General features: G+C 74.8%; 21 protein-coding genes. 15 read left to right on the top strand and 6 right to left on the bottom strand.

All coding sequences use genetic code 11. The features are described from left to right. Nucleotides 1-97: 97 nt before the first annotated feature. The 5 genes from OHA86_RS22690 to pcaB are packed head-to-tail and all read left to right on the top strand — an operon-like array spanning nt 98 to nt 6,324. The gene (locus OHA86_RS22690; RefSeq protein ID WP_329178002.1) at nt 98-1,192 is read left to right on the top strand and encodes a type III polyketide synthase; all 1,095 of its coding nucleotides are present in this window, start codon (nt 98-100) and stop codon (nt 1,190-1,192) included. Beyond that, a complete protein-coding gene (locus tag OHA86_RS22685; protein ID WP_329178001.1) occupies nt 1,189-1,746 on the top strand; it encodes a cupin domain-containing protein in 558 nt (185 codons plus the stop codon). Before OHA86_RS22690 ends, OHA86_RS22685 begins: the two co-directional genes overlap by 4 nt. Nucleotides 1,747-1,752: 6 nt before the next feature. Next, a complete protein-coding gene (locus OHA86_RS22680) occupies nt 1,753-2,901 on the top strand; it encodes a DegT/DnrJ/EryC1/StrS family aminotransferase (RefSeq protein ID WP_329178000.1) in 1,149 nt (382 codons plus the stop codon). A gap of 13 nt (nt 2,902-2,914) precedes the next feature. Beyond that, nucleotides 2,915-4,933, top strand: a complete 2,019-nt coding sequence (locus OHA86_RS22675) for an FAD/NAD(P)-binding protein (RefSeq protein WP_329177999.1) — start codon at nt 2,915-2,917, stop codon at nt 4,931-4,933. Beyond that, nucleotides 4,930-6,324, top strand: coding sequence for a 3-carboxy-cis,cis-muconate cycloisomerase (pcaB, locus tag OHA86_RS22670; protein ID WP_329177997.1), 1,395 nt, complete (start codon nt 4,930-4,932; stop codon nt 6,322-6,324). The genes OHA86_RS22675 and pcaB overlap by 4 nt, the downstream gene beginning before the upstream one ends. 95 nt (nt 6,325-6,419) lie before the next feature. On the opposite strand, the gene OHA86_RS22665 is transcribed toward pcaB, so the two are convergent. The 5 genes from OHA86_RS22665 to OHA86_RS22645 form a co-directional block, all read right to left on the bottom strand. Beyond that, a complete protein-coding gene (locus tag OHA86_RS22665; protein WP_329177995.1) occupies nt 6,420-6,956 on the bottom strand; it encodes a YceI family protein in 537 nt (178 codons plus the stop codon). Between the two features lie 312 nt (nt 6,957-7,268). Beyond that, complete coding sequence (locus OHA86_RS22660) at nt 7,269-7,931, bottom strand: response regulator transcription factor (RefSeq protein WP_329177994.1); 663 nt, start codon at nt 7,929-7,931, stop codon at nt 7,269-7,271. Continuing rightward, nucleotides 7,928-9,229, bottom strand: a complete 1,302-nt coding sequence (locus tag OHA86_RS22655; RefSeq protein WP_329177992.1) for a sensor histidine kinase — start codon at nt 9,227-9,229, stop codon at nt 7,928-7,930. Before OHA86_RS22655 ends, OHA86_RS22660 begins: the two co-directional genes overlap by 4 nt. A 28-nt stretch (nt 9,230-9,257) precedes the next feature. Next, complete coding sequence (locus tag OHA86_RS22650) at nt 9,258-10,046, bottom strand: ABC transporter permease (RefSeq protein ID WP_329177990.1); 789 nt, start codon at nt 10,044-10,046, stop codon at nt 9,258-9,260. Between the two features lie 15 nt (nt 10,047-10,061). Further along, nucleotides 10,062-10,997, bottom strand: coding sequence for an ABC transporter ATP-binding protein (locus OHA86_RS22645; RefSeq protein ID WP_329177988.1), 936 nt, complete (start codon nt 10,995-10,997; stop codon nt 10,062-10,064). 304 nt (nt 10,998-11,301) lie between these two features. On the opposite strand from OHA86_RS22645, the gene OHA86_RS22640 reads away from it, so the two are divergent. Continuing rightward, nucleotides 11,302-11,976 carry a YoaK family protein gene (locus OHA86_RS22640; RefSeq protein ID WP_329177987.1) on the top strand — a complete coding sequence of 225 codons (675 nt, stop codon included), beginning with the start codon at nt 11,302-11,304 and terminating at the stop codon, nt 11,974-11,976. 289 nt (nt 11,977-12,265) lie between these two features. Here OHA86_RS22640 and OHA86_RS22635 read toward each other — a convergent pair whose 3' ends face one another. Further along, nucleotides 12,266-13,534 carry a COG1470 family protein gene (locus tag OHA86_RS22635; protein ID WP_329182508.1) on the bottom strand — a complete coding sequence of 423 codons (1,269 nt, stop codon included), beginning with the start codon at nt 13,532-13,534 and terminating at the stop codon, nt 12,266-12,268. A gap of 381 nt (nt 13,535-13,915) precedes the next feature. Here OHA86_RS22635 and OHA86_RS22630 point away from each other — a divergent pair, with 381 nt between their 5' ends. The 9 genes from OHA86_RS22630 to OHA86_RS22590 all read left to right on the top strand — a co-directional run bounded on the left by OHA86_RS22630 (nt 13,916) and on the right by OHA86_RS22590 (nt 26,701). After that, the gene (locus OHA86_RS22630; protein ID WP_443072005.1) at nt 13,916-14,611 is read left to right on the top strand and encodes a response regulator transcription factor; all 696 of its coding nucleotides are present in this window, start codon (nt 13,916-13,918) and stop codon (nt 14,609-14,611) included. 198 nt (nt 14,612-14,809) lie between these two features. After that, nucleotides 14,810-17,977 (top strand): hypothetical protein, encoded by a 3,168-nt coding sequence (locus OHA86_RS22625; RefSeq protein WP_443072004.1) that lies wholly within the window; start codon nt 14,810-14,812, stop codon nt 17,975-17,977. Beyond that, complete coding sequence (locus OHA86_RS22620) at nt 17,974-18,678, top strand: DUF4255 domain-containing protein (RefSeq protein WP_329177984.1); 705 nt, start codon at nt 17,974-17,976, stop codon at nt 18,676-18,678. Before OHA86_RS22625 ends, OHA86_RS22620 begins: the two co-directional genes overlap by 4 nt. Before the next feature lie 107 nt (nt 18,679-18,785). Then, a complete protein-coding gene (locus OHA86_RS22615; RefSeq protein ID WP_329182506.1) occupies nt 18,786-20,873 on the top strand; it encodes an ATP-binding protein in 2,088 nt (695 codons plus the stop codon). 187 nt (nt 20,874-21,060) lie between these two features. Beyond that, on the top strand, nt 21,061-22,620 hold the full coding sequence (locus OHA86_RS22610) for a phage tail sheath family protein (RefSeq protein ID WP_329177983.1): 1,560 nt from the start codon (nt 21,061-21,063) through the stop codon (nt 22,618-22,620). A 35-nt stretch (nt 22,621-22,655) separates the two neighbouring features. Next, on the top strand, nt 22,656-23,096 hold the full coding sequence (locus OHA86_RS22605; RefSeq protein ID WP_329177981.1) for a phage tail protein: 441 nt from the start codon (nt 22,656-22,658) through the stop codon (nt 23,094-23,096). Then, entirely contained in the window at nt 23,093-23,584 is a 492-nt protein-coding gene (locus OHA86_RS22600; protein WP_329177979.1) for a hypothetical protein, read from the top strand. Before OHA86_RS22605 ends, OHA86_RS22600 begins: the two co-directional genes overlap by 4 nt. Continuing rightward, nucleotides 23,581-23,739, top strand: coding sequence for a DUF6760 family protein (locus OHA86_RS22595; RefSeq protein ID WP_329177977.1), 159 nt, complete (start codon nt 23,581-23,583; stop codon nt 23,737-23,739). The genes OHA86_RS22600 and OHA86_RS22595 overlap by 4 nt, the downstream gene beginning before the upstream one ends. A 4-nt stretch (nt 23,740-23,743) precedes the next feature. After that, entirely contained in the window at nt 23,744-26,701 is a 2,958-nt protein-coding gene (locus tag OHA86_RS22590) for a hypothetical protein (RefSeq protein WP_329177974.1), read from the top strand. The last annotated feature ends 4 nt before the right edge of the window (nt 26,702-26,705 follow it).

Raw genomic sequence — 26,705 nt, 5'->3', positions numbered from 1 at the left:
CGGCGCCCTCGCGGGCGCCGGTTCCGGCACGTCCGACATCAGCACGTCACATCTGACCTGGGGAAGATCCCTCACGCACAGAAGGTGGATGGCAGCCATGTCAACGCTATGCAAGCCGTCAGTGAGCGTGCCGGAACATGTCATCACGATGGAGCAGACGCTCGAGTTCGCCGAGAGAGCGCACTCCGGCAAGCCACAACTGCCGCTTGCGCTGCGGCTGATCGAGAACACCGGAGTGCGCAAGCGGCACATCGTGCAGCCCATCGAGGAGACGCTGCGGCACCCGGGCTTCGAGGAGCGCAACCGCGTCTACGAGGTCGAGTCGAAGCGGCGCTGCCCCGGGGTCATCGAGAAGGCGCTGGTGAACGCCGGCGTGACGGCCGAGGACATCGACGCGATCATCTACGTGTCCTGCACCGGCTTCATGATGCCGTCGCTGACCGCGTGGCTGATCAACACCATGGGCTTCCGCTCCGCCACCCGGCAGATCCCGATCGCCCAACTGGGCTGCGCGGCGGGCGCGGCGGCGATCAACCGGGCCCACGACTTCTGCACGGCCTATCCCGAGGCCAACGTCCTGATCGTCTCGTGCGAGCTGTGCTCGCTGTGCTACCAGCCCTCCGACGACGCCATCAGCTCGCTGCTGTCCGACGGCCTGTTCGGCGACGCGGTCGCCGCCGCCGTGGTGCGGGGCAGCGGCGGCACCGGGATCTCGCTGGAGCGCAACGGCTCCTACCTCATTCCGAACACCGAGGACTGGATCTCCTACGCCGTACGCTCCACCGGCTTCCACTTCCAGCTGGACCGCCGGGTGCCGGGCACCATGAAGCCGCTCGCCCCGGTGCTGCGGGACCTCGTCACGAAGCACGGCTGGGACGTCGGCAATCTCGACTACTACATCATTCACGCCGGCGGTCCGCGGATTCTCGCCGACCTGAGCCAGTACCTCGAGGTCGACAGCAAAATGTTCCGGCACAGCTGGGCGACCCTGACCGAATACGGGAACATCGCGAGCGCGGTCGTATTCGACGCGCTGCGCAGGCTTTTCGACGAAGGCACGATGGCGCCGGGCGCCACCGGACTGGTCGCGGGATTCGGCCCCGGTATCACCGCCGAAATGGCGGTGGGCAGTTGGAGTGTCGACGACTTCGACCGCGATTTCGCGCAGGCGACAGGAAGGGTTATCGCATGAAGGGCCTCATCGTCCCGCCAGGACAGGGCAAAAGGCTGCTGACCAAGGCGCAGGACGTCACGTTCAAGGTCACCGGCGCGGACGGCGGCTTCGCCTCGACCTTCGAGGTGATAGTGCCACCGGGCTTCAACGTCGGGGCCCATGTCCACGACCACTCGACGGAGTTCTTCTACGTCCTGGAGGGCGAACTCGACCTCTTCGCTTTCGAGCCGGCCGAGCGCACCGAGGACGACTGGAGCGACTGGAAGTCCCCCGACGGCGACCAGGTGCTGCGGGCCGGCGCGGGCAGCTGCATGTTCGTGCCCAGCGGAACCCCGCACGCCTTCCGCAACCCCACCGACACCCCGACCCGCATGCTCTTCCAGGCGTCCCCGCCGCCCGACCACGAGCGCTACTTCGAGGAGATCTGCGAGATCTTCGCGGAGGGCAGGACCGTCGACTCGGGCGCCGTGCAGCGGATGCGCGAGCACTACGACGTCAAGCAGATCACCCCGCTGCGCTTCGAACCGCCCACCCCGCTGGGCTCGCGCCGAGAAGCAGACGGCGAGGCCTAGCCGGCGATGACCACGACGGACCCGATTCCGCTGGTGCACGCGAGCCTGGGCGCGCGGGAACTGGCCGCGGTCGCCGAGGTGTTCGCCTCCGGCTGGCCGGCCGGCCAGGGCCCGCGGGGCAAGGCCTTCGAGCGGCAGCTGGCCGAGCACTACGGGGTCGGCGGCGCGGTCGCGGTGACCAACTGCGGCGCCGCGCTCCACCTGGCGCTGCTCGCGCTCGGCGTCCGGCCCGGCGACGAGGTGATCGTCGCCGACTACACCTTCCCCGCCCCCGCCCACGCGGTGCGCTACGTGGGAGCGGTCCCGGTCTTCGCCGACGTACGCGCCGACACCGGCACCATCGACCCGCAGGCGGTGGCCGACCTGATCGGCCCGCGGACGGTCGGCGTCATCGCGGTGGACACCGTCGGGCTGCCGGCCGACTACACCGAACTGCTGGCGGTCACCGGCCGGCACGGCCTGTTCCTGGTCGAGGACGCCGCCTGCGCGGTCGGCGCCACCTACCAGGGCCGGCCGGCCGGCGCGCTGGCGCCGGTGGGCTGCCTGTCCTTCCACGGCCGCAAGGGCGTCACCAGCGGTGAGGGCGGGGCGCTGCTCACCGCCGACCCGGCGCTCGCGGCGGACGCGCGGCTGCGGTCGTCCTTCGGCATCGCGCCGATCTTCGACCAGGCGCACATCGTCGGCCTGCCGGTGCCGGTCTTCACCGAGATCGGCTACAACTACAAGCTGTCAGACATCGCCGCCGCGATCATGCAGGTGCAGCTCGGCAGAATCGGCGAACTCCTCAGCCGCAGGAACGCGCTTGCCGCGCGCTACGCCGAACTGCTCGGCGGTGAGGAGCTGCTCACCGTGCCGCACGTGCCGCGGGACCGCACCCACTCGTGGCAGTCCTACCTGGTCAGGCTCGATCCGCGGGTGGACCGCGCGGCGGTCGCCGCGGACCTGCGGGCCCAGGGCATCGGCTGCGGGCACGGCACATGGGCGTGCCATGTCCAGCCCGTCTACGAGTCGAAGCAGACCTGCCCGGTCTCGGCGGACCTCTTCGAGCACCAACTCGGCATACCCATGCACGCGGAATTGAGCATGGACCAGGTCGAACGGGTCTCCGCGGCCCTGTGTACCGCGCTCCGGGTCCACGCGCGTCCATCCAGGTGAACGGAGTGTCCTTGTGAGTGGCGGACGTAGGGAAGTGTGCCTCGTCGGCGCCGGACCACGCGGGCTGTCCCTGCTGGAACGGCTCTGTGCGCAGGAGCGGAAGTCACCCCGCTGGAGCTGCGTCACCGTCCATGTCGTCGATCCCGACCCGCCCGGCGCGGGCCGGGTGTGGCGGCCGAAGCAGTCCCGGCACCTGCTGATGAACACCGTCGCCTCCCAGGTCACGGTCTTCACCGACGCCAGCGTCGCCATCGAGGGGCCGCTGGAGGAGGGGCCGAGCCTGTACCGGTGGGCGAAGGCGCTGGAGCACATAGCCGCCGCGTCCGGCGCGCCGTCCGTCGATGACGCGGCGCTGTCCGAGGCACGCGCCCTGGAGCCGGACACCTACCCGACGCGGGCGCTGTACGGCCAGTACCTGACCTGGGCGTTCCGGCATGTCGCGGCCAACGCGCCCTCGCACGTCTCGGTGCGCGTGCACGCCTCGCGGGCCGTCGCGCTGACGGACGGCGACCCCGTGCTGGGCGGCGCCGGGCCGCAGACCGTGGTGCTGGAGGACGGCACGCGGCTGACCGGTCTGTCCGCGGTGATGCTGGCGCAGGGGCATGTACCGGTCCGCCCGACCGGCGCCGAGTGCAAGCTGCGCGACTTCGCCGCCGAGCACGGCCTGACCTACATCGCCCCGGCCAACCCCGCCGACGTGGACCTGTCGTCCATCGCGCCGGGCGAGAACGTCCTGGTGCGCGGGCTCGGCCTGAACTTCTTCGACTACATGGCCCTGTTCACGCACGCCAGGGGCGGCGTCTTCGAACGGGTCGAGGGCCGGCTGGTCTACCACCCCTCGGGCCGCGAGCCGCACATCTACGCCGGCTCCCGGCGGGGCGTGCCCTACCAGGCCCGCGGCGAGAACCAGAAGGGCGCCCACGGCCGCTACACCCCGCGGCTGCTGACGGCCGAATACGTCGCCGCGCTGCGTACGCCGTCCACCGCCCGCGAGCCGATCCGCTTCGGCACCGGCTTGTGGTCGCTGATCGCCATGGAGGTGCAGAGCGTCTACTACGAGACGCTGCTCGCCACCCGCGAAACCCCGGCCCGGGTCGCGGAGTTCGCCACCCGCTACCTCAAGGCCGAGCCGGGCGAGGCCGAGCAGCAGCTGCTGGACGAGGCCGGCATCCACCCGGCCGAGCGCTGGGACTGGGAGCGGGTCGCCCGCCCCTACGACGCGCACGCGCTGCGCGACCTGGCCGCCTTCCGCGCCTGGCTGCGCGGCTACCTGGACGAGGATGTCCGCAAGGCCCACGAGGGCAATGTCAGCGGTCCTTTCAAGGCGGCCCTGGACATCCTGCGGGACCTGCGCAACGAGGTGCGGCTGGCCGTGGACCACGGCGGTCTCGACGCCGCCTCGCACCGCGACGAGCTGGACCAGTGGTACACCCCGCTCAACGCCTACCTGTCGATCGGCCCGCCCGCGTCGCGGATAGAGGAGATGGCCGCGCTGATGGACGCGGGCGTCCTGGAGGTGACGGGCCCCGGGATGCGGGTCGGCACCGACCCGCAGGACCCGGACGGCGGCTGCTTCGTCTGCACGTCGAGCGAGATCCCCGGCGTGCGGGTGCGGGCCACCGCGCTGGTCGAGGGCCGGCTGCCCGAGATCGACCTGCGCCGCACCGCGGACCCGCTGATGAGCCAGCTGCTGCGGACCGGGCAGTGCCGCCCCTACCGCGTCCCCGGCGTGGACGGCCAGGACTACGAGACCGGCGGGCTGGCCGTCTCCGAGCGGCCGTACCGGCTGCTGGACGCCCAGGGCAGGGCGCATCCGCGGCGCTTCGCCTACGGGGTGCCCACCGAGTCCGTGCACTGGGTGACCGCGGCGGGCATCCGGCCGGGCGTCGGCTCGGTCACCCTGGAGGACTCCGACATCATCGCGGCGGCGGTCCTCGCGCTGCCGGAGCCGTCGCTCCCCCCGGAGCGGCTGCCCGAGCAGGCCCCCCGTACCGCGTACGGGACGGCCGCGGAAGCGGGGGCGACCGCGTGACCGCGGCCCCCGGGTCCGCCGCCCCCTGCCTGGACGCGGGCCTGCTCTCGCCGGTCAGGGCCGGCACCCCCGTGGAGGCGGCGGTCAGCGACACCGCCTGGCTCCAGGCGATGCTCGACGCGGAGGCGGCCCTGGTACGCGCCCAGGTCCGCTGCGGCACCGTCCCCGCGCACGCCGCCGCGTCGATCACGGCCGCGGCCCGCGCCGAGCAGCTGGACGTAAGGGAACTGGCGCTGGCCGCCCGCGAGACGGCGAACCCGGTCGTCGGCCTGGTCAAGGCGCTCACCGCGCAGGTGGCCGCGCAGTCGCCCACGGCCGCCGAATACGTGCACCGCGGCTCCACCAGCCAGGACATCTTCGACACCGGCGCGATGCTGGTGGCCGCCCGGGCGCTGCGGCTGATCGGCGCCGACCTGCGGGCGGTGGCCGCGGACCTGGCCGACATGGCCGCCGCGCACCGGGACACGGTGATGGCCGGCCGTACGCTCGCGCTGCACGCGGTGCCCACCACGTTCGGGCTCAAGGCGGCCGGCTGGCGGCAGGTCGTGCTGGAGGCGGCCGAACGGCTGGAAAAGGTCGCGGACAGCGGGCTTCCGGTCTCCCTGGGCGGGGCGGCCGGCACACTCGCGGGCTACCACCAGTACGCGGGCGACGGCGCGGAGCCGGCCGCGGTCCTGGACCTGGTGGCCGCCTTCGCGGACGAGACCGGCCTCGCGGTCCCGGTGCTGCCCTGGCACACCCTGCGCACACCGATGGCCGACCTGGCCGCCGTGCTCGCGCACACCGCGGGCGCGCTGGGCAAGATCGCGGTGGACGTCCTGGTGCTGGCGCGGACCGAGATCGGCGAGGTGGCCGAGCCCGCGGGCGCGGGCCGGGGGGTGTCCTCGGCGATGCCGCACAAGCGCAACCCGGTGCTGGCGACGCTGATCCGCTCCGCCGCGCTGCAAGTCCCGGCGCTGGCCTCGGTCCTGGTGCAGTGCCTGTCCGCCGAGGACGAGCGGGCGGCCGGCGTGTGGCAGGCCGAGTGGCAGCCGCTGCGCGAGTGCCTGCGGCTGACCGGCGGCGCCGCGCACACCGCCGTCGAACTCGTCAGGGGTCTGACCGTCCACCCCGAGCGGATGCGCGACAACCTCGGGGCGACCGGCGGGCAGATCGTCTCCGAGCGGGTCTCGGCCGTCCTGGCGCCCCGGTTGGGCAAGGCCGCCGCCAAGGAGCTGCTGGGTGAGGCGTCCGCGCAGGCGGCGCGGACGTCGCGGGCGCTGGTCGACGTGCTGGCCGAACTGCCGCAGCTGCACGGTGTGCTGACCCGCGAGGAGCTGGCGGCGCTGCTCGACCCGGCCCGCTACACCGGGGCGGCGGGGCCGCTGGTCGACCGGGCGCTGAAGCACTGACGCGCTGACGCGTGACGCGGTGAGCGGTGCCGCGCTTGGCGGGACGACGCGCGGGGGAAGGGGACCTGGCCGGTTCCCTTCCCCCGCGCGGGCCGTCAGTCCTGCTTGGTCGCCACGATCTCCAGGGTGACCGTGCTCGTGTCGTTGATGAAGGCGCCGCCCTTGGTGACGCCGATCTCCTTGAGGCTGACCGCGGAAGTGGCGGAGAACCGCACGACCTGCTTGCCGTCGGCGCCGGTCTCGAAGCCCTTGGGCGACAGGGTCAGGGTCGTCTGCTTCGTGACCGCGAGCGCGGTGAGGTCGCCGTCGACCAGGAAGTTCTCCCCGTCGACCCGCACCCCGGTCGAGGCGAAGGTGATCGTCGGGTATTGCTCGACATTGAGGTAGCCGGCGTGCTGGATATCCTGGTCGCGCCGCTTGTTCTTGGTGTTCACCGACCCGGCTCTGATCACCGCGTTCACCGATGAGTCGAGCGGGTTCTGCGCCAATACGATCGTGCCTTCGACCTCGTCGAAGGTGCCGCGGGCCGGGAGGAATCCGAGCATGCGGACCTTGAAGGCGATCTCGGAGCGGGCGGAGTCGATCACCCACGTGCCGGCGGCGTAACCGGGGATGTTGACCTGCGTGGACATATTTTTACGTGCTCCTCGCGGTGATTCGAACCGGAACAGCTGGTGAAGGAGGTGCCGGGACACTCGATCCGCCGGGCGCGCAACACCCGCACGACGGACTCGTGCCCTCCGTCATCGATGATCCCATGGCCCGTGACGCGACCTCACACGGCGTCAGAGAACTGGCCACGAAACGATGTTCAGCGTCCGACAACCCCCTGCTCCGGCACCCCGCCGGGTATCCAGCCGACCGGGTCCGTTGTGCCCGGTGCGGCCGGTCAGGGGTACGGGGCTCGCACCGCGCGCGTACCGCCGGACCGGGGCGGCGGCCGGTCAGGGGTGCGGGGGCTTCCTCGGGGTGAGCAGGCCGCGGTTGAAGGCCTCGGCCACGGCCGCCGCGCGGTCGCTGACGCCGAGCTTGCCGTAGACGTTCAGCAGGTGGGTCTTGACCGTGGCCTCGCTGATCAGCAGGCGGGCCGCCGCCTCGCGGTTGGTGGCACCGGCGGCCACCCACGTCAGGACCTCGTGCTCGCGCGGGCTGAGCAGCCCGGGGCTCGGCGCCCGTACCCGGTCCATCAGCCGGGCCGCGACCGAGGGCGAGAGCACCGCTTCGCGGTTCGCGGCGGCCCGCACCGCCCGCAGCAGTTCGGCCCGGGGCGCGTCCTTGAGCAGATACCCGGTCGCCCCCGCCTCGATGGCCGGCAGGACGTAGCTGTCGGAGTCGTACGTGGTCAGGACCAGTACCCGGGCGCTGCTGCCCGCCCTGGCCAGCTCGGCGATCGCGGTGACGCCGTCCATGCCGGGCATGCGCAGGTCCATCAGGACGACGTCCGGCGCGAGGGTCCCGGCCAGCCGGACCGCCTCGGCGCCGTCCGCCGCCTCACCCACCACCTCGAAGCCCGGGTCGGCGGCGAACATGCCGCTCAGGCCGTCCCGCACGACCGGGTGGTCGTCGGCGACCAGCAGCCGGATCGGGGCCGGGGCCGCGGAATTCACGCGCCGACCTCCGCCGCCTCGTGCGGTACGCGGGCCGAGACCGTCGTGCCCGACCCCGGCTCCGACCGGACCTGCAAGGTGCCGGACAGCGCTTCGATCCGCTCCCGCATCGCTTCGAGGCCGAAGCCGCCGCCCCCGCCCGCCGGTCCTGCGCCTGCCGTGGCCCGGGCGGGCACCCGCGCCGGGGCCGCCTCGAAGCCGCGGCCGTCGTCGCGTACGTCCATGGTGACCTCGTGATCCAGATAGCCGAGCGTCAGGGCGACGGCGCCGGCCCGGGCGTGCCGTGCCACATTGGCCAGCGCCTCCTGGGCCGCCCGCAGCAGGGCCAGCTCGGCCTCCGGCCGCATCGGCCGGGCCGTCCCCGTGGTGCTGACCCGGACGGTCACCCCGTGCAGGGCGGACCAGCGGTCGGCGATCCCGGCCAGGGCCTCGCCCAGCCCGGCGGTCTCCAGCGGGCGCGGACGCAGCGCGTCCACCGACCGCCGGGCCTCGGCCAGGCTCTCCCGGGCCATCCCGGTCGCCGCCGCGAAGTGCTGCCGCCACCGGTCCCGGTCGCCGCCCGCCTGCTCGGCGGCTTGGAGCTGGGTGACGATCCCGATCAGGCCCTGCGCCAGCGTGTCGTGGATCTCCCGGGCCATCCGCTGCCGTTCGTCCAGGACCCCGGCCTCCCGGGCCTGGACCAGCAGTTGACGGTGCAGCCCGGCGTTCTCGGCCAGCGTCGCCCGGAGCCGGCGGTTCGCTTCCCGCACCTGCTCAAGGGCCGCCTCCCGCTCCTCGTTGCGCTGCTCGATGTCCCACTCCCACCAGGCCAGCCCGCACATGCCGATCACGTTGACGGCGAGCACCGCGGCGAAGGCGGTCAGGCCGCCCGCGCTGTCCTTGGGCACCGCGTCGGCCTGGGCGGTCCCCGCCTCCAGCGCGACCGCGGCGACCCCCGCGAGCCGCCACGGCCAGGGCAGCACACCGAAGGCGTAGAAGTAACCGGCCGGGGTGAACAGGCCGAACCACGGGTCCCGGACGATCAGCACGCCGACGAGCACGACCAGCCCGGCGAAGAACACCCCCATCACCGCCGCCCGCTCCCACCAGGCGGGGTGCAGGCTGACCATCCACAGCATCCACAGGGCCGTCGCGGCGCACAGGCCGAGATCGACGAGCAGCGAGGTGCCCGCGCCGCGTTTGACGACCAGGGTCACGGCGACGAGGGCGGCCAGCAGCGCGTAGGGCACGACCGTCACCAGCGGACGCAGCCGCTCGTCCTGCGTGCCCGTCCTGGCGGGCGGTTCCGGCCTGCTCATGGGTGCCCTCCGGGTCGGCGTCACGAGGTCACTCCCAGCGGAACAATCTCACCGCGCCGGCGCCGAAGGCAACGGCGTAGGCGGCGAGGGTGACCAGCTGGAGGGGATGGGGCGGGTGTCCCTCGGTCGCGTCGGTCAGCGCCTGCACGGCGGCGCCCAGGGGAGCGGCCCGGCTGATGTGCCGCAGCAGCGCGGGCATGGCGGCGATCGGGAGGAACAGCCCGGCGAAGAACATCATGACGTAGAAGAGGGTCGCGCCCACCGCGTTCGCGATCCGCCCGTTCGGCGCGGCCGCGGCGACGAACAGGCCGATCGCGAGCAGGGCGAGCGCGGTCAGCACGATGCTGACCAGGTATCCGCCGGGCCGGCGGGGCAGCGCCACCCCGAACGCGAACCGGGCCACCAGGAGCAGGGCGGCCACGGCGACGGCCCCGGCCGCCAGATTGACCAGGAGCTGGGCGGCCAGCACCCGGGCCGGCCCGACCGGGGTCGTCCGCAGCCGGCGCAGCACGCCCTTCTCCCGGTAGCCGGCCAGTACCGCGGGGACGACGTTGAAGGACAGCGTCGCCAGGACGAAGGCGGCCAGGATCGGCACGTAGACGTCGAGCAGGGTGAAGCCGTCGAGGTTGCCGCGGTGCTCGTTGTAGAAGGGGATGTTGCCGAAGACGATCAGCAGCACCAGCGGCAGCCCGATCCCGAAGACCGGGCCCACCCGCTCCCGGACGAACAGCTTCAGCTCGGTGAGCGCGAGCCGTACCAGCACGGAACCGCGGTCCGCCGCGGGCGGGACGGGCCCGGCTGGGGTGCTGACTGACACGACGTGCTCCTTCTGCTAGTTCCGGTGGTTCCGAGCGGTGGGTGGGGCGGCGTGGTTGCCGGTCAGCGCGACGAAGGCGTCCTCCAGGCTGGGCTGTTCGACCCGCAGGTGCTCCGCGACGATGCCGCGGCGGGCCAGCGCGGAGGTGACCGCGTTGAGGGCGTCGCCCGTGCCGGTGACCACCACGAGGTCGCCCCGGCGGGTGAGGCCGGTGACCTCGTGCAGGCCGGTGAGCAGGGCGTCCTCGAACGGTACGGACGGCGTGAACCGGATCCGCTGCCCGGCCTGGAGCCGCTCGGTCAGGGCGGCCGGGCTGTCCACCGCGACGACGCGGCCCCGGTCGATCACCGCGACCCGGTCGCAGAGCCGCTCGGCTTCCTCCATGAAGTGGGTGACCAGCACGATCGTCACCCCGCGGGCGCGTACGTCCTGGATCAGGCCCCAGGTGTCACGGCGGGCCAGCGGGTCCAGCCCGGTGGTCAGCTCGTCCAGGACGGCCACCTCGGGGCTCCCGATCAGCGCGAGCGCGATGGAGAGCCGCTGCTTCTGCCCGCCGGACAGCTTGGCGTACGCGGTCCCGCGCTTGCCCGCCAGGCCGAGCGCGTCCATGAGCGCCTGCCGGTCGGCCGGCTTCCGGTAGAACGAGCCGTACAGCCGCAGCGCCTCGCCGACCGTCAGCCGGTCGGGAAGCTGCCCGTCCTGGAGCTGCACCCCGAGCCGCTGCGTCAGCTCGGCGCGGTCGCGCAGGGGATCGAGCCCCAGCACCCTGACCTCGCCCCGGTCGGCCGTCCGCAATCCTTCGACGCACTCCACCGTGGTCGTCTTGCCGGCCCCGTTCGGCCCGAGGATCCCGAAGATCTCGCCCTGCTCCACGCTGAACGACACGTCCTCGACCGCCACGTCCGCCCCGTAGCGCTTGTGCAGGTGCCGCACCTCGATGACCGCTGCCATACGTGACGTCCTCCCCCGTACCCGGAGCGCCTCCCCGGTCCACTCCCCCACCCTGCCGCCTCCCGGCCCCCGCCCCCATCGCCCGCCCGGCCCTGTCCGCCATCCCCCGGCCGGTCCCCCGTCCGGCCCACCCCCTCCACCGATCGGCTGACCGCCGGGCAGCGCCGCGGCCCCGGGGCGACACGCCAGTGCGGGTATCGGGTGCGGGTCGGTTCGCGGGGTGGGAGGCTGCTGGCAGGCCGGAGGCCGATCGCCGGTGGGCGGAATCGCGGGTGCCCCCGGCCGGGGGAGAAACGGAGCGGTCATGCCGCAGGGGGCGCCGGGCCAGCGGACGGCCCGGCGTGTCCAGGCGACACGCTCGCTCCTGGTGCTCGCGGCCGGCGCGGCGAACGTGTTCGGCTTCCTCGCCCTGGGCGGCCTGTTCACCAGCGTCGTCACCGCGAACTCGGCCACCGCGGGACTGCGGCTGGGCTCCGCCGACTTCGGCGCCCTCCGGCTCGTGCTGCTGGCGCTGCTGGGATACGTCGCCGGGGTGGCGGCGGGCAGTCTCGCGGCGGCGGGGCGGGGGCGGGTGCCGGGCCGGGGGCTGCTCGGCGGGCTGCTGATCGAAACGGCCGCGCTGTGGCTGGTGGTCTTCGGCTGGCTGTACTGGGAAGGGTCCCCGGACGCGGCCCAACGCGCGGCGCTCCTCGTGCTGACGGCCGCCGCGATGGGCTGCCAGAACGGCGCCATCCGGATCTCCGCCCGCGGTGAGGTCACGACGGCCTACCTGACCGGCATGGTGACCTCGACCGTCGCCGTCCTCGTCACGCAGGGACGGGTCGTGTGGCGCAACGTGGGCACGGCCGTGCTCTTCACCGCCGGCGCGGCGGCGGCAGGCGCCGCCTTCCGCTGGGTCCATCTGGGCACCCCGGTGATCCCCGCGCTGTTGGTGACGGTCGCGCTCGCGACACACGAGCCGTCGGCACAACAGCGCTGAGGGACGGTCGCGTTGAAGGACGGCGACATCAAGGGACGGCCGCCGCGCAGGGGACTGTGACGTAAGGGGCGGCGGCGGCTCAAACCATTCGAAAACTGACCGATCCGCTTGTGCCGACGCGCTGCACGACCTTGCGCGGAAAGCCGCACCGGGCACCACGTTCGGGCACGCCGGACCCCGGCGACGTCATGATTCCGCAGCGGACCACTCTGTCGATTTTCGGACGAAGCGGCGAATTCCCCTTCCTCTTACGCCCCACCAGGTGAACGATGACCCAACGAGGTGCGCGTCACTGCCGCGTGGTGATGAGCACACCGCTCACGTTCAGGATCTCGTGACACTGCCGTGCCTGACGGCCGGTTGCCGGTGTGCCCGGCTTCGCGCAGGTCACGTTCGCCGTGACGGTCGCGTTCTCGGGGATCTCGATGGGGGTGACCCAGTGGTAGTCCTGGTTGCGGAAGGTCTCCAGCGCGATGGTGGTGATCGTCCGGTCGCCGAAGGTGATGGTCATCACCCCCTCGTCGCCCTGGAAGTTGGCGACGACAATGTCCGTGACGCCGAAGACCTTGCCCTGGGGCACCTTGTAGGAGCCGGTCCTGCTCTGCCCGCCGGGCGGCTGCACGTCGATGGTGGCCGAGCCCTGCTGGCCGCCGCCGGCCGTACCGCCGGTGCTTCCGCCGGACTGCGTTCCCGTGCCCGGCTGCGCGCTGCCGCCCTGGCCGCCGGCCTGCGGACCGCTGCTGCCGGAACCGGTGGCCGGCGACTGCCCGTTCTTGGCGCCGGGGGAGGCCGGGCTCTGGTGCGCCACCGCGTCGGCGGCCTGCTTGGCGGTGCTGCGCACGGCGGGGCGTACGAGGGCGAACCAGGCCACCACCAGGGCGATCAGGAGCGCGAGCAGGGCGAGCAGCCACTTCGGGAAGACCGGGATCTGGACGAACTGCGCGTCCAGCACCGGCGCGGGGACGGCCGCGGCCCGGTCGGCGTCCTGCGCCACCGCGGCGTCGCTGACGTTCACGGTGAACGGCCAGACCACCTGCCTGCCGAACCAGACCGGCCGGCCGGTCGCGCGTACCCGCAGCCGGGTCTGCGCCGACTCACCAGGCTCCAGGCTCAGTTGAGCGGGCGCGAAGGCGAACCGCAGCTCCTCCCCCGCCTGTTCGGGCGTGAAGGACACCTGGGCCGGGCAGTTGCCCGCGTTCTGCACGGCCACCCGGTAGCGGCCCCGCAGCCAGCCGCGCCGGCGGCGCGGCAGCACTTGCGCGCGCAGTTCGTGGAACTCCTCGATGTGCACGGTGGTCTCGGGCACCGTGACGGACTCGGGGTGTTCCGCGGGCAGCACCCGTACGCCCAGGGGTACGTCACCGGCCCGGATCCCGGGCGAGCGCGGCGGGTTCAGGCGGATGGTCACCGTCTCGGAGGTGCCCGGGTAGAGGGAGACCCGCTCGGGTTCCACGACGGACCAGGCCGCGCAGTCGCCGACGACCTCCAGGGTGTACGCCTCAACGATGTCGCTGTCGTTGCGGACGGTCAGAACGGTCGAGGCGGTGCTGCCCGGCATCACCGTCACCGCCGGGATGTCGAGGCCGGGCGCTCCGGCACCGGAAGAGGCTGTGGGTGGCGTCACGCCACGACGGTAGGACCGCCGCCGGGACGCGAGGAGAGGTACGAGGGCAACACCGGGGCAGTCGGCGTGCCCCGGGCGGTCAAGGGCGGCCGCCTCGTACGGCGTGCCGGTTGAGGCGCGTCCGCGCCGTACGCGCCCCGCCGGACCGCCCTCCGCCGCCCCGCTCCCCCGCCCTCGCCGCTCCCGCTCCCACACCAGCGCCGTTCCCGTAGACCCCGCTCCCGCCCTCACCGTTCCCCCGCACCGCTCCCGCCCTCACCTCTCCCGCCCTCACCGCTCCCGCCCGACCACCGTCACGAAGTGGAACGCATCGATATGCCCTGCTCCGCCAAAGACAACCTGCTCGTCCCTACGCCCCACGAGTCCGTCGCCACCCCCGACGGCCGGCCGCCGCGCGTGAGCGTGGCCGTCCACGCCCAGGACCAGGTCCTGCACATCGGCGTCGTGCACCAGCTGCGCCAGCGCCCCGAGGTCGAACTGCTCACCGAAGCCGACGCGGACCGGGCGTGGACCTCGCTGGTGGTCGTCGACGCCGTGGACGACGCCGTGATCGCCCTGCTGCAACGCATGCGGCGCAACACCTCCACCCGGACCGGCCTGGTGGTCGGCACCTTCGACTCCACAGCGCTCCAGCGGGTGGTCGAGTGCGGTGTCACCGCGGTGCTGCGGCGCGCGGAGGCCAACCAGGACCGGCTGCTGCACCTGGTGCTCGCGATGGCCAACAACGAGGGCGTGCTGCCCGGCGACCTGCTCGGCACCCTGCTGACCCAGGTCGGCAACTTCCAGCGGTCGGCGATAGATCCGCGCGGCCTGTCCCTGTCCGCGCTGTCCACGCGCGAGGCCGACATGCTCCGCCTGGTGTCGGAGGGGCTCGACACCGCGGAGATCGCGCAGATGACCTCGTACTCGGAACGGACGGTCAAGAACGTGCTGCACGAGATCACCACCCGGCTCCACCTGCGCAACCGGGCCCACGCGGTGGGGTACGCGCTGCGCAACGGCCTGATCTGACCGCCGGGTCCGGGCCCGGACCCCCGCGCGTACCGGCCGGGTCCGGCCGGGCCGCCGGGCGTACGGCCGTCCCCGGGCGCTGCCCGAAAGCACAGCCGGTGCTTCCCCCGGGCACGGACCGGCCGCCCTGCCGCGCACCCGCGCGGGTGCCGCACAGTGACGGGGCACATCAAGGTGTCCGGCGACTGCGAGGTGGACGTGGACGGCTCGGCTGGCCCCGGCGGGCGGCGCCGACTGGGCGGATTCGGCATCTCGCTGCTCCTGCTGGTACCGCTGCTCGCGGTCACGGCGGCGGCCGGCGGCTCCGGGGGCCGGCCCGCGTCGGACGGGACCTCGGCCGTCCCGCCGGCGGACACCTCCGCGACCCGGATCGCCTACGCCGGCACCGATCACCGCAGCCTGGGCCGGGTGTCCACCACCACGTCCAGCGACCCGCTGTTCGGGGCGGGCCCGGCGCACTTCGACGTACAGCCCGCCGCCCTCGGGGACACGCTGGTGTTCGCGAGCCTGCGCGACGAGACGTGTCCGCAGATCTACCTGCGGGCCGCCGACGGGTCGGTGCGCAAGCTGACCAGCGGCCGGAACGCGGCCCATCCGCGGCTGACCCCGGACGGCACGTCCGTGGTGTTCGACTCGGCGGAGCCGGGCGGCCCGGACGGCGGGACGCAGCGCGACCTGTGGCTGGTGCGCACCGACGGCACCGGCCTGACCCGGCTGACCGACACGCCCGCCGACGAGCAGAGCCCGACCGTGTCGCCGGACGGGACGCTGCTGGCGTACTCCGGCACCGACGACCCCGCGCTCGGGCCGCAGATCTACGTACGGCCGCTGGCCGGCGGAGGCGCGACCCGGATCACCGGCGCGAACGGCGGTACGGCGACGGAGCCGGTGTGGAATCCGGTGGACGACGCGGCCCACCGGGACCTCGTCGCGTACACCTTCACCGCCGACGCGGACACGGGACCGCGACTGCGGGTGACCGGCGGGGCGGCCGGGGACCAGCCGCTGCTCGCGGGCGAGCAGGCACAGTGGCGGACCCACGGGGCAGCCTGGCTGCCCGACGGGGACGGCGTGCTGTTCCTCACCCCCGACCGCACCTGCGGCTGCCAGGGCGACTGGGACCACGTCTTCCAGGCGCCGGCGTACTCCGCCGACACCCCGCAGCTGGTGCTCAGCGAGGACCGGGACGTCGGCTCGGCGACCTGGGTCGGCCCGCTGGACGGCGGCTACCCGGTGGTGGACCGCACCACCGCGGCCGGGCCGCACGTGGTGACCCTCCAGGACGTCCGCTCGGACGGCGCCGACCCGCGCGACCTCGGGCTGACCCTGCTGAACGAGGACCCGGCGGCCGACACGAACACCGACCCGGCGAAGGACCCGCTCTTCCAGCCGGCGGCCGGATACGACCCGTGGACCGAGCGGCAGAACTACACGCCGGACGGCCGGCACATCGTGGTCACCCGGTTCGAGGACGGCGCCGACGGGAAGCGGATCGAGCGGATCTGGACCGTCGACGCCGACGGCTCGAACCAGCAGGCGATGCCGCTGGCCGGGCGGGGCGCGGACGACTGGGACACCGACCCCGTCGTCTCCCCGGACGGCCGCTACCTCGCCTTCACCCGGACCTCGCCGGGCGGCGTCGGCACGGCGTCGGGACCCGGCCGCGTCCTGGTCGCCGACGCCACCAGCGGCGCGATCGTGTTCACGGTCCCGCCGGACGGGCAGCCGGGCGGCGACGCCCAGCCCGCCTGGTCCGCGGACAGCACGACGCTGGCCTTCACCCGCGACGAGGTGATCGACGGGGCCGGCGGCAGCAAGCACATCTGGACCGTGCCGCTGAAAAACCTCGGCCAGGAGCGCGACCTCAGCGCGCGGATCTGCCCGGGCGATTGCGCGGTCATCGACGACAGCCCGTCCTTCTCCCCCGACGGGCGCTCCATCGCCTTCAACCGGAAGAACGGCGGCGGGGTGGTCGACGAGCGCAACGGCGTACTGCTGACCTCGGTGTCCGGCGACGACTGCGAGGTCGTCCTGCCCGCCGCGGCCCGGGGTGCCGTCGACGCCTGCCACCAGGAGCTGCCCGACACCTCGGCGGACGGACCGCACCAGCCGCGCGACGCGGCCTGGACGGGCAACGGCACCGGGCTGGTCATCAGCTCCCGCAGCGGCCTGCCCGTCAACTCCCCCGAGAAGCTCAGCCTGGTGGACGTCGCCACCGGGGCCCTGACACCGCTGGCCGCCGAACTGCCGGGGCGGCAGAAGGAGCCCACCGTCCAGCCGTCGGTGGACCTGTCGGTGAGCGCCCCGGGCACCGTGCCCCCGGTGACCGTCGGCACGGCCACCACCATCGCCGTCGACGTCGTCAACAAGGGCCCGGACGCGTCGCCCGGCACCACGCTCACGGTCGTGCCGCCGCCCGGAGTGACGATCACCGGGATCGCCTTCCCCGGCGGCAGTTGCGACGCCGCGTCCCTCCAGTGCGACGTGGGAGTGGTGCCGCCCGGCACCACGGTGCCGGTGACCGTGACGCTGACCGGGCGCACCGCCGGCGACCAGCCGGTGCAGTGGTCCGTGGCCGGCGGTGTGCTGGACCCGCAGCCGGACGACAACACCGCCCGCACGGTGGTGCCGGTGACCGACGCCGCCCCGCCCACCTCCCCGCCGCCGACCTCACCCCCGACCCAGCCGCCCCCGACCCAGCCGCCGCCTCCGGCGCAGAAGGCAGGCCCCGGGGTCCGGGTCACCGCCCAGCCGAACCCGGGCTACGTCGGCGGCCAGGTCGTGGTGACGTACACCGTGCGCAACGGCCGCAACGCGCTGGCGACCGGGCTGCGGCTGCGCCTCGGACTGCCGGCCGGGATCCCGAAGGGCGGACCGCCGGCGGGCTGCGACGCCTCGTGGGTGTGCGCGCTGCCCGACCTGGCACCGGGCGCCGACAGCGTCGTGCAGGTGGTGCTCGCCCCCGACCACGCGCTGACCGCGCGGATCACCGGCGTCCTGACCACCACCGGGACGGACGCCGACCTGGGCGACAACCGGGCGCGCACGACGCTGCGGATCCTCCAGCCGCGGATCGTCGCCGTACCCGGCATCGGCAAGCCCGGCTTCGTGACCTCGGTACGCGGCAAGGACTTCCCGCCGGGCGTCCCGGTGCGGTTCAGCTGGAACCCGGGGATCACCGCTGCCGCCGCGCCCACCGTGCCGGGTCCTGACGGCACCTTCATCGGCCAGCTGCTCATCCTCGCCAAGGACCAGACCGGGCCGCGCACCATCACCGCGCGCGGTCCCGGGTTCTCCCCGGTCAAGACCGGCTTCCTGGTGGTGAACGGCAGTGTGCAGCCGCCCGACGAGGTGACCCGCCGGTGATCCACGAGGCCGACGAGGCCCTGCGCGGCCTGCTCGCCGAGTCCGGACTCGAAGCGTCCGGCGTCGAGATCGTCTTCGACGCGCCCACCCGCGACTGGGCGGCCCGCCGCAACGCCCCCACGGTCTGCGTGTTCCTCTACGACATCCGGGAGGACGCCGCCCGGCGCGGCAGCGGCGCGGGAGAGGTCCACGACGAGGACGGCCACGTGGTCGCGCGACGCGCCCCGCCCCGCTGGTTCGAGCTGACCTTCCTGGTCACCGCGTGGGCGAGCCGCCCGCAGGACGAACACCGGCTGCTCTCCCAGGTGCTGGCCACCCTGGTGGCCGTCGACGCGCTGCCGCAGCGGCTGCTCACCGGCTCCCTCGCGGAGCTGGGCATGACGGTGGACCTGGACACCGGCGGCGCGCAGCTGGACGCGCCGGCCGCCGCCGACGTGTGGTCGGCGCTCGGCGGTGAGCTGAAGGCGTCGCTCAGCGTACGGGTGCGCGCCCCGCTCGCCGGGGTGAGCCGGGCCGCCGCGCCGCCGGTGACCGAGGGGCTCGTGGTGCGCTCGGCGGCGCGGCAGGAGGGCGCGGATCCGGTGCCGGGCCGCCGGCTGCGGTACAAGGAGGTGGACGACCCGGGGCCTGAGGGATTCGCCGGGCCGCGCGAGCGGCACCCCGCCCCGGCCCGCCGCCGCAGGGGAGGCCGCCAGCCGTGACCGGCACCGCCGACGCCGATACCGACGCCGCGGACACCTTCGCCCTCCGCACCGCAGGACCCCGCGCGCCGGACCCGGGCCCGATCGATCCGGCCGCCGGTACCGGAGTGGACCCCGCCGCCGGTGCCGGGGTCGATCCGGCCGCCGGTGCCGGGGCGGACCCCCTCTGGTCACGGCTGCGGCGGGTCGAGGAGCGGGTACGGTACGCCGTCGCGGCCCGCCGCGCCGCCGATCCCGACCCCGACGACCCCTACCGGGGCCAGTACCTCTCCCCCGAGGCGGTGCGGCGGATCCTGGACGCGCCGGGCGGGCTCCACCTGCCGGGGGACGAGCCGCCACCGCTGCCGCCCGGGTCCCGGCTGGGCGCGCTCGCCGCGGAATTCGGGCTGTCGCCGCTGGACACGGATCTGCTGCTGGTCGCGATGGCCCCGGACCTGGACGCCCGGTTCGAGCGCCTGTACGGCTACCTCAACGACGACCTGACGCGGCGCCGGCCGACGGTCGGGCTGGCCCTGGAGCTGTGCGGGCTGGCGTCGGCGTCGGCCGCCCGGTTCCGGCTCTCCGCGACGGCGCCCCTGGTGGCGGGCGGGCTGCTGGAGGTCACCGGGCCGGACCGCCCCGTGCTGTCCCGGACGCTGGCGGTGCCCGACCGGGTCACCGCGCACCTGCTGGGCGCCGGCGAGCCGGACGCCCGCCTCGCCGGGGTGCTCGGCGAGCCGGGGGACGACCCGGCGGCCGAGGCCGAGGAGGTCCGCAGGGCAGCCGCGGCTGCCCGTTCGGGCACCGGCCTGGTGCACCTGCTCGACCGGGGCGGCGACGCGCCGGGACTCGCGGCAGCGGCCCTGAAGGCGGCCGGGCTGCGGCCGCTGGTCCTCGACGCGGCGGCCCTGGCCCGGCACTCCGGCGACGTACCCGTACTCGCCCGAGTGGCCGCCCTGGAGGCCCGGCTCACCGGGTCGGGCGTCGTCCTCGGCCCGCTGGAGGCGCTGCCCCCGGAGCCGGGCGAACGGGCCAGCCGGGTCAGGGAATTCTGCGCCGCGCTGCGGGGCACCCCGCTGTTCACCCACGGCACGGACGGCTGGGATCCGCTGTGGGCCGCGCAGACCCCGGTCGTCATCGCGGTGGACCCGCCCTCGCCGGCCGGGCAGGCCGCGCGCTGGCGGCACGCCCTGGACCTGGCCGGCGCGGGCGGCCCCGCGGCCGGGGACGCCGACGGGCTCGCCCTGGCGGTCGCCGCGCACCGGCTCGACGGGGCGCAACTGCGCCGCGCCGTCGGGGCCGCCGTACGCGCCGCCGCGATGGCGGACCGCCCACTCTCCCCGGACGACCTGCGGTCCGCCGTACGGGCGCAGAACGGCGCGGGGCTCGCCCGGCTGGCCCGCCGGGTGGTGCCCGACGTCGGCTGGGACGACCTGGTGCTGCCCGAGCAGACCCACCGGCGGCTGCGGGAACTCGCCGTCCGCGCGCGGCACCGCGACCAGGTGCTCGGGCAGTGGCGGATGCGGCCGGGCGGGGGCCGCGGGCGCGGGGTGATCGCGCTGTTCGCGGGCGGCTCGGGCACCGGCAAGACCATGTCGGCCGAGGTGGTCGCGGCGGACCTCGGCATGGACCTGTACGTGGTCGACCTGTCCACGGTCGTCGACAAATACGTCGGCGAGACGGAGAAGAACCTGGAGCGGATCTTCACCGAGGCGTCGGCGGTCAACGCGGTGCTGCTCTTCGACGAGGCGGACGCGATCTTCGCCAAGCGCTCCGAGGTCAGGGACGCGCACGACCGGCACGCCAACGTCGAGTCGGCGTACCTGCTCCAGCGCATGGAGTCGTTCGACGGGATCGCCGTGCTGACCACCAACCTGCGGGCGAACCTGGACGAGGCCTTCACCCGCCGGCTGGACGTGGTCGCCGACTTCCCCGTGCCCGACGCGGGCCAACGCCTCGCCCTGTGGGAGCGGTGCCTGGGCGACCGGCTGCCCCGGGCCGGCGACCTGGACCTCGGCTTCTGCGCGGAGCGCTTCGAACTGGCCGGCGGCTCGATCCGGGCCTGCGCGGTGACCGCGGCCTACGGCGCGGCGGAGACCGGGAAGCCGCTGGCCATGGGGCAGTTGGTGGCGGCGGTGGCGCAGGAGTACCGCAAGCTCGGACGGCTGGTCCTGGAGCACGAGTTCGGGCCGTGGCTGCGGGACATGCCGGTCTGACCGGCCGGTCCAGGTCCGCGCGGGCACTGTCGGCCGCCCTCCGGGGCACCCGCGGGGTCCGCGCCGGCGTCCGGACAGGCAGCCGGGCTGCCCCCGGTCAGGCCCGCCCGCCCCTGTCGCCGCGCCGGACCGGACTCGGAGACTCGGCATCGACGCAGGCGATCCGATGGAACGTGAAGGAGCGAGCATGCCGACGTACCTCACCCCGGGTGTGTACGTGGAGGAGGTGCAGTCCGGTGCCCGCCCGATCGAGGGGGTCGGCACCGCCGTGGCCGCGTTCGTCGGGTTCGCCCGCAGCGGCCCGTTCCACGAACCGACCCTGGTGACCAACTGGGACCAGTACGTCCAGCGGTTCGGCGGTTTCACCGAGGGCACCTATCTCGCGCACGCCGTGTACGGGTATTTCTCCAACGGCGGCGGCGCGGCCTACGTGGTGCGGATCGGCGGGTCCGCCGACGACTCCTCCGCCCCGGCGGCCGGCGGCGGGGAGACCCGGGAGGTCACGGCGGGCGAGCCGGTGGCGCTCGGCGGTTTCCTGTTCGCGGCCCGGCCCGGCACGTCGGGACTGTCGGTGGAGATCGCCGACCCGGACGGCGAGCACCCGCCGGAGGACCGCTTCAAGCTGCTGGTCCGCCGCGGCGACCAGGTGGCGGAGACCTTCGACGTCTCCACCCGCAAGAACGTCAAGGGCTATGTGATCGGCCAGGTCAGGACCTCCAAGCTGATCGAGGTCACCGAGCAGCGCGACGCCGGCCAGACCCGGCCCGCCAGCCAGACGGTGGCCCTGCCGGACCCGGCCGCCTCGCCCGCCGCGTCCGGCGCCGACGGGAGTTCCGGGCTCGACCCGGCCGAATACGTCGGCGACGCGTCCGCCCGTACGGGTTTCTCCGGGCTGGAGGCCATCGACGAGGTCACCATGGTCGCGGTCCCCGACCTGATGAGCGCCTACCAGCGCGGCGACATCGACGCCGAGGGCGTACGCACCGTCCAGCTCGCGGTGATCTCGCACTGCGAGCAGATGGGCGACCGGGTGGCGGTGCTGGACACCCCGCCGGGATTCACCGCGCAGCAGGCGCGGACCTGGCGGATGGACGAGGCGGGCTACGACTCCCGGTACGCCACCCTCTACTACCCGTGGGTGCGGGTCTTCGACCCGGCGGCCGGCCGCAACACCACCGTGCCGCCGAGCGGCCACATCGCCGGCGTGTGGGCGCGCAGCGACGCCGAGCGCGGTGTGCACAAGGCGCCGGCCAACGAGGTGGTCCGGGGCGCGGTGGACCTGGAGCTGCGGCTCAGCAAGGGCGAGCAGGACCTGCTCAACCCGATCGGCGTGAACTGCGTCCGCGCCTTCCCCGGACGCGGTGTCCGCGTGTGGGGCGCCCGCACCCTCTCCTCCGACCCGGCCTGGCGGTACCTGAACGTACGGCGGCTGTTCAACTACCTGGAGGAATCCATCCTGCTGGGCACCCAGTGGGTGGTCTTCGAGCCGAACGACGACCGGCTGTGGTCCAGCATCCGCCGCAATGTCACCGCCTTCCTCACCGAGGAATGGCGCCGGGGCGCGCTCTTCGGCCGCACCGCCGAGGAGGCCTTCTACGTGAAGTGCGACCGCGGCAACAACCCGCAGGAGTCCATCGACCAGGGCCGCGTGGTCTGTGAGATCGGGGTCTCGCCCGTGAAGCCGGCCGAGTTCGTGGTCTTCCGGCTCGCCCAGTTCTCCGACAGCACCAGCCTCATCGACGAGTGACCCGCGGGTCCCGCAAGGAAAGGTGACAGACAGCCATGGCAGAGGGCGACGCTCTTTCCACCCACGTCTTCGGCGTGCAGCTCGGCGGCTATCTCGTGGAGTCGATCCAGGAGATCAGCGGGCTGACCGTCGAGGAGGAGGTCGTCGAGGTCCGGCAGGTGACCGCCGAGGGCAAGCAGATCATCCGCAAGCAGCCCGGCGCCCGGCAGGCCGGCGAGGTGACGATCACCCGCGGACTCGACCAGAGCAGCGAGTTCACCACGTGGATCAAGGAGACCCTCAACAAGGGCGCCGTCGACACCGCCCGGCAGAACCTGACCATCGAGATCAAGGACTCCCAGGGCGAGACCGTCCGGCGTATCCAGCTGATGCAGGGCTGGGCCTCCAAGTGGGAGGGACCGTCGCTCAAGGCCGGTGAGTCCGCCGCCGCCACCGAGTCCGTCACGATCGTGTTCGAGGAGATCGTCGTCGAATGAGGCGCCGCACGGTGACCGCGGGCAACCTGGAGGAGATCCTGGAGGCGACGGCGCCCGCACCGCCTCCCGAGCCGCAGCATGTCCGGGCCGCCCACCCCGCGACAGCCGAAGACCAGGGCCTGCGCACGGAGTTCGCCTTCGAGCTGCCGCGCGGGTACGTGGACGAGGCGGGCACGGTGCACCGGCACGGGTCGATGCGGCTGGCGACCGCCCGCGACGAGCTGCGCCCGCAGATCGACCTGCGGGTCAAGGAGAACCCGGCCTATCTGAGCGTGGTGCTGCTGAGCCAGGTCATCACCCGGCTCGGCACCGTCACGGACGTGCACGCGGGCGTCGTGGAACGGATGTACGCCACCGACGTGGCCTTCCTCCAGGACTTCTACCGCCGGGTCAACAGCGAGGGCCACACCCGAGCCGCGGTGACCTGCCCGCACTGCGACGGCGCCTTCGAGGTCGACCTCTCGGGTGGGCGCCTGGGGGAATCGTGACGTACGCGCTCCCCCGGCTGCGAGAGGAGATCGCGTACATCGCCTACCACTTCCACTGGCAGCGCGAGGAGATCCTCGACCTCACCCACGCCGAGCGTACGCAGTGGGTGGCCGAGATCGCCCATATCAACACCCGTGTGAACGAAGGTGGTTGACGAGATGGCATGGCGGTACGGCCTGCGCCGCCGGGCCAAGGGGGCGGCCGGCGACGGCGGGACGCGAACGGTGGCGGACGCGCCCGGCGCGCCGGGCGCTGCTGCGGACGGGGCCGCGGCGGCTACGGCACCCGGCTCGATACCCGGGGACTGGGACGGCGGATGGCGCCGCACGGCGCCGCCGCGGCTGACGCTGACCGTGGCCCGCGACGAACTCGGCGTGAGCGGCGGCCTCGCCTTCCGCTCGGGCCTCGCGTCCTGGCAGAACCCCTCCCTGGGCACCGGCCTCGGCCACGCGCTGCTGCCCTCCGCGCCGGTCGGCCTGGTCCACGGCGTCACGCGTCCCGGCCTGCCGAGCGGCGCCCGCACCGAGGGCGGCCCGCTGCTGCTGCGGGTGCCGCGGCCCGACGCCCCGGATGCGGCCGAGGGCGGTCCCCCGGCGGTGTCGGAAGGCGGCGCCCACCGCACCACGCGTACCGCCCCGGCACGTCCGTCGGGCGCGGCCCCCGCCGGCCCCTCCACGCCGCCGCTCCAGCGGACCGCGGCCACCGCGCCCCTGGGGCCGGGCACGGCGGAACCGGCCCTTCCCCCGGTACGGCGGGTCGCCGTACTGCCGCTCGCGGTGGGCGCCCGGGCCCCGGGCCGCGCGTCCGCGGTCACGGGGCCGCGGGGTACGGAGGGCGTACGCGACACGGGTACGAGCCGCGGGCCGGGAGCCACACGGCCCCAGGGCACGGACGGCCCACGGGACACGGGCACAAGCCGCGGGTCCGCGGTCACGGCACCACGGGCTGCGGATGCCGCGCCCGTACGGACCAGGCCGGTCGGTCCCCCGCTGACCGTCGCCCGGCGGATGCCCGGCGCGGTGCGCCGGATCGCGGCGCTGCGGCCCGCCGCGAGCGGGACCGCCGCCCGGCGGGCCTCCGACCCGGTGCCGTCCGCGGCCGTGCCGACGCCGGAAGCCGCACCGCCGACGCCACCCGCCGGGGACCTTGCGCGCCCTGCCGGCCGGGCGACCCTGGGCGCGCCCCTGGACGGACTCCCCCCCACCGCGACGCCGCTGACGCCCGACGCGTCCCGGTCGGACCGCCAGGCAGCGGCGACGCCCCGGGACGCGGGCGGACCGGGCCTGCCGGTCGTACAGCGCCAGGGGGACGCGCCTGGTCCCGGGCCGGCCGCGGCGGTCGGCCCCGCACCTGCCCGCGGGCCGGGCCGCCCGTCCGGGGCGCGTACCCGCAGTGGTCTGGGGGCGCCGCTGCCCGCGATGCCGCCGACCGCCGAGCCGCCCCGCGGCACCGGCCCGGGCGCCCGTCCGGCGGCGCCGGGCGTCCAGCGCTCCCCCGCAGGTCCGCCCGCGCCCGGGACCGCCTCCGGTACGCGGCCCGCCTCCGCGACCCCGGCAGGCCCGCCACGTGCTTCCGGGACCCGCACGGGTCCCGCTGCCTCCGGGACCCCCTCCGATACGCGGCCTGTCACCGCGGGTCCACCGCCTGCTCCCGGGACGCCCACCGGACCCCGGCCCGTTGTCAGGACCCCCGCCGGTCCACCGCCCGCTTCCGGGTCCCCGGCCGGTACCGCGCCGCTGCTGGGCGCGGGCGGCAGCGGGGCCGACCCGGTCGTCAACGCCCCCGCGGCTCACGGGTTCTCCGCTCCACCGGCCGGCACCTCGCCGAGCCGCGGCCCCGCGCTGGTAAGCCGGACCGGCCCGCAGCCGGCCCCGGCGGGACCCGTACCGCCGCACGCTCCCGTACCGCGAGCCGCGGCGAAGCCGTCGCCGGGCGCGCCCGGCGACGCCCCGGGCTCCGACGCCCCCGCGGCCCGCGGGGTTTCCGCTCCATCGGCGGAGACGGGCACCTCGCCGGGCCACGTCCCCGTACCCGTCAGGCCGACCGGTCCGCGGCCCAGCCCGGCGGGACCCGTGCCGCCGTTCGCTCCCGTACTGCGCTCCCCGGCCGAGCCCGGCGCCCGGACGCCACCGCGGGTCACCGGGACGACCGCAACGGACCCCGGCCACCGCAGGGCGCCACACCCGATCGTCGTCGCGCGGGCCGTCGCCGCGCCCGCCACCGGCGACCGGCGCATCCCCGGCGCCCACACCAGCGCCTACGGGCAGCCGCCCGCCGCCGGGCGAGTCGGCCCGGCACCCGCGGCCTCGGCGCCCGCGCCCCGCACCCTCGCCCTGCTCGCCGCGCGCCCGCTCGGCGTCCGCACCCGCGCGCCCGAGGCTGCCGGAGCGGCCTCCGCCGCCCGCCCTCCCGTCGTGCCCGCCGCATGGAGCCGCGAACCCGCGCCCGCGCCGGACACACGACGTACCCCCGCCGCGGCACCGGGGGTCCCGCGTACCCCCGCCGGTCCGGCCGCCCCGACGAGCCCGCGGCACTCGCCCGCGCCACCGGCCCGCGCCGTCCCCGTCGTACGCCCCGACACCCCGGTCCAGCGAGCCGTTGCCGCCGGCCGTCCGCGCGCACTGCCGGTGTCCGACCCGCAGGCGTCCCCGCTCCAGGCCCGCCCGCCCGTGCCGTCCGTGCCGTCCTCCTCCTCCGCGCCTTCCGTGCCCGTGGTCCGCGCCGTCCGCGTGACCTCGCCGGAGCCGGAATTCGCCGCGGGCACCGCGGCAGTGGGGCGTACCGCGGGCCCGGCCGTACCGGTCGTCCAGCGCAAGGCGGCCGGAGGCGTACCCGCCGTCCAGCGGGACGCCCCCATGGCCGGGGGCCGACCCGCCGTACCGGCCGGGGTGCAGGTGGGAACGGCGCCGGCGCGCCAGCCGTCCACCGCCGCGCCGCCACCGGCCACCGGGGGCAAGGCGGCGAAGGACCGGCCGGCCGCGGTCCAGGACCAGGCGGCCGGGATCGACATGGAGGACCTGGCGCGGCGGTTGCTGGAGCCGATGGCCCGCCTGCTGCGCGCCGACCTGCGGCGCGGCAGGGAACGTACCGGCCGCCCCTACGACGGACGCCGCTGAGGAC

The sequence above is a fragment of the Streptomyces sp. NBC_01477 genome (assembly GCF_036227245.1).
In the GTDB taxonomy this organism is placed as follows: Bacteria; Actinomycetota; Actinomycetes; order Streptomycetales; family Streptomycetaceae; genus Actinacidiphila.
This window is presented reverse-complemented; position numbering and strand designations above follow the sequence as displayed.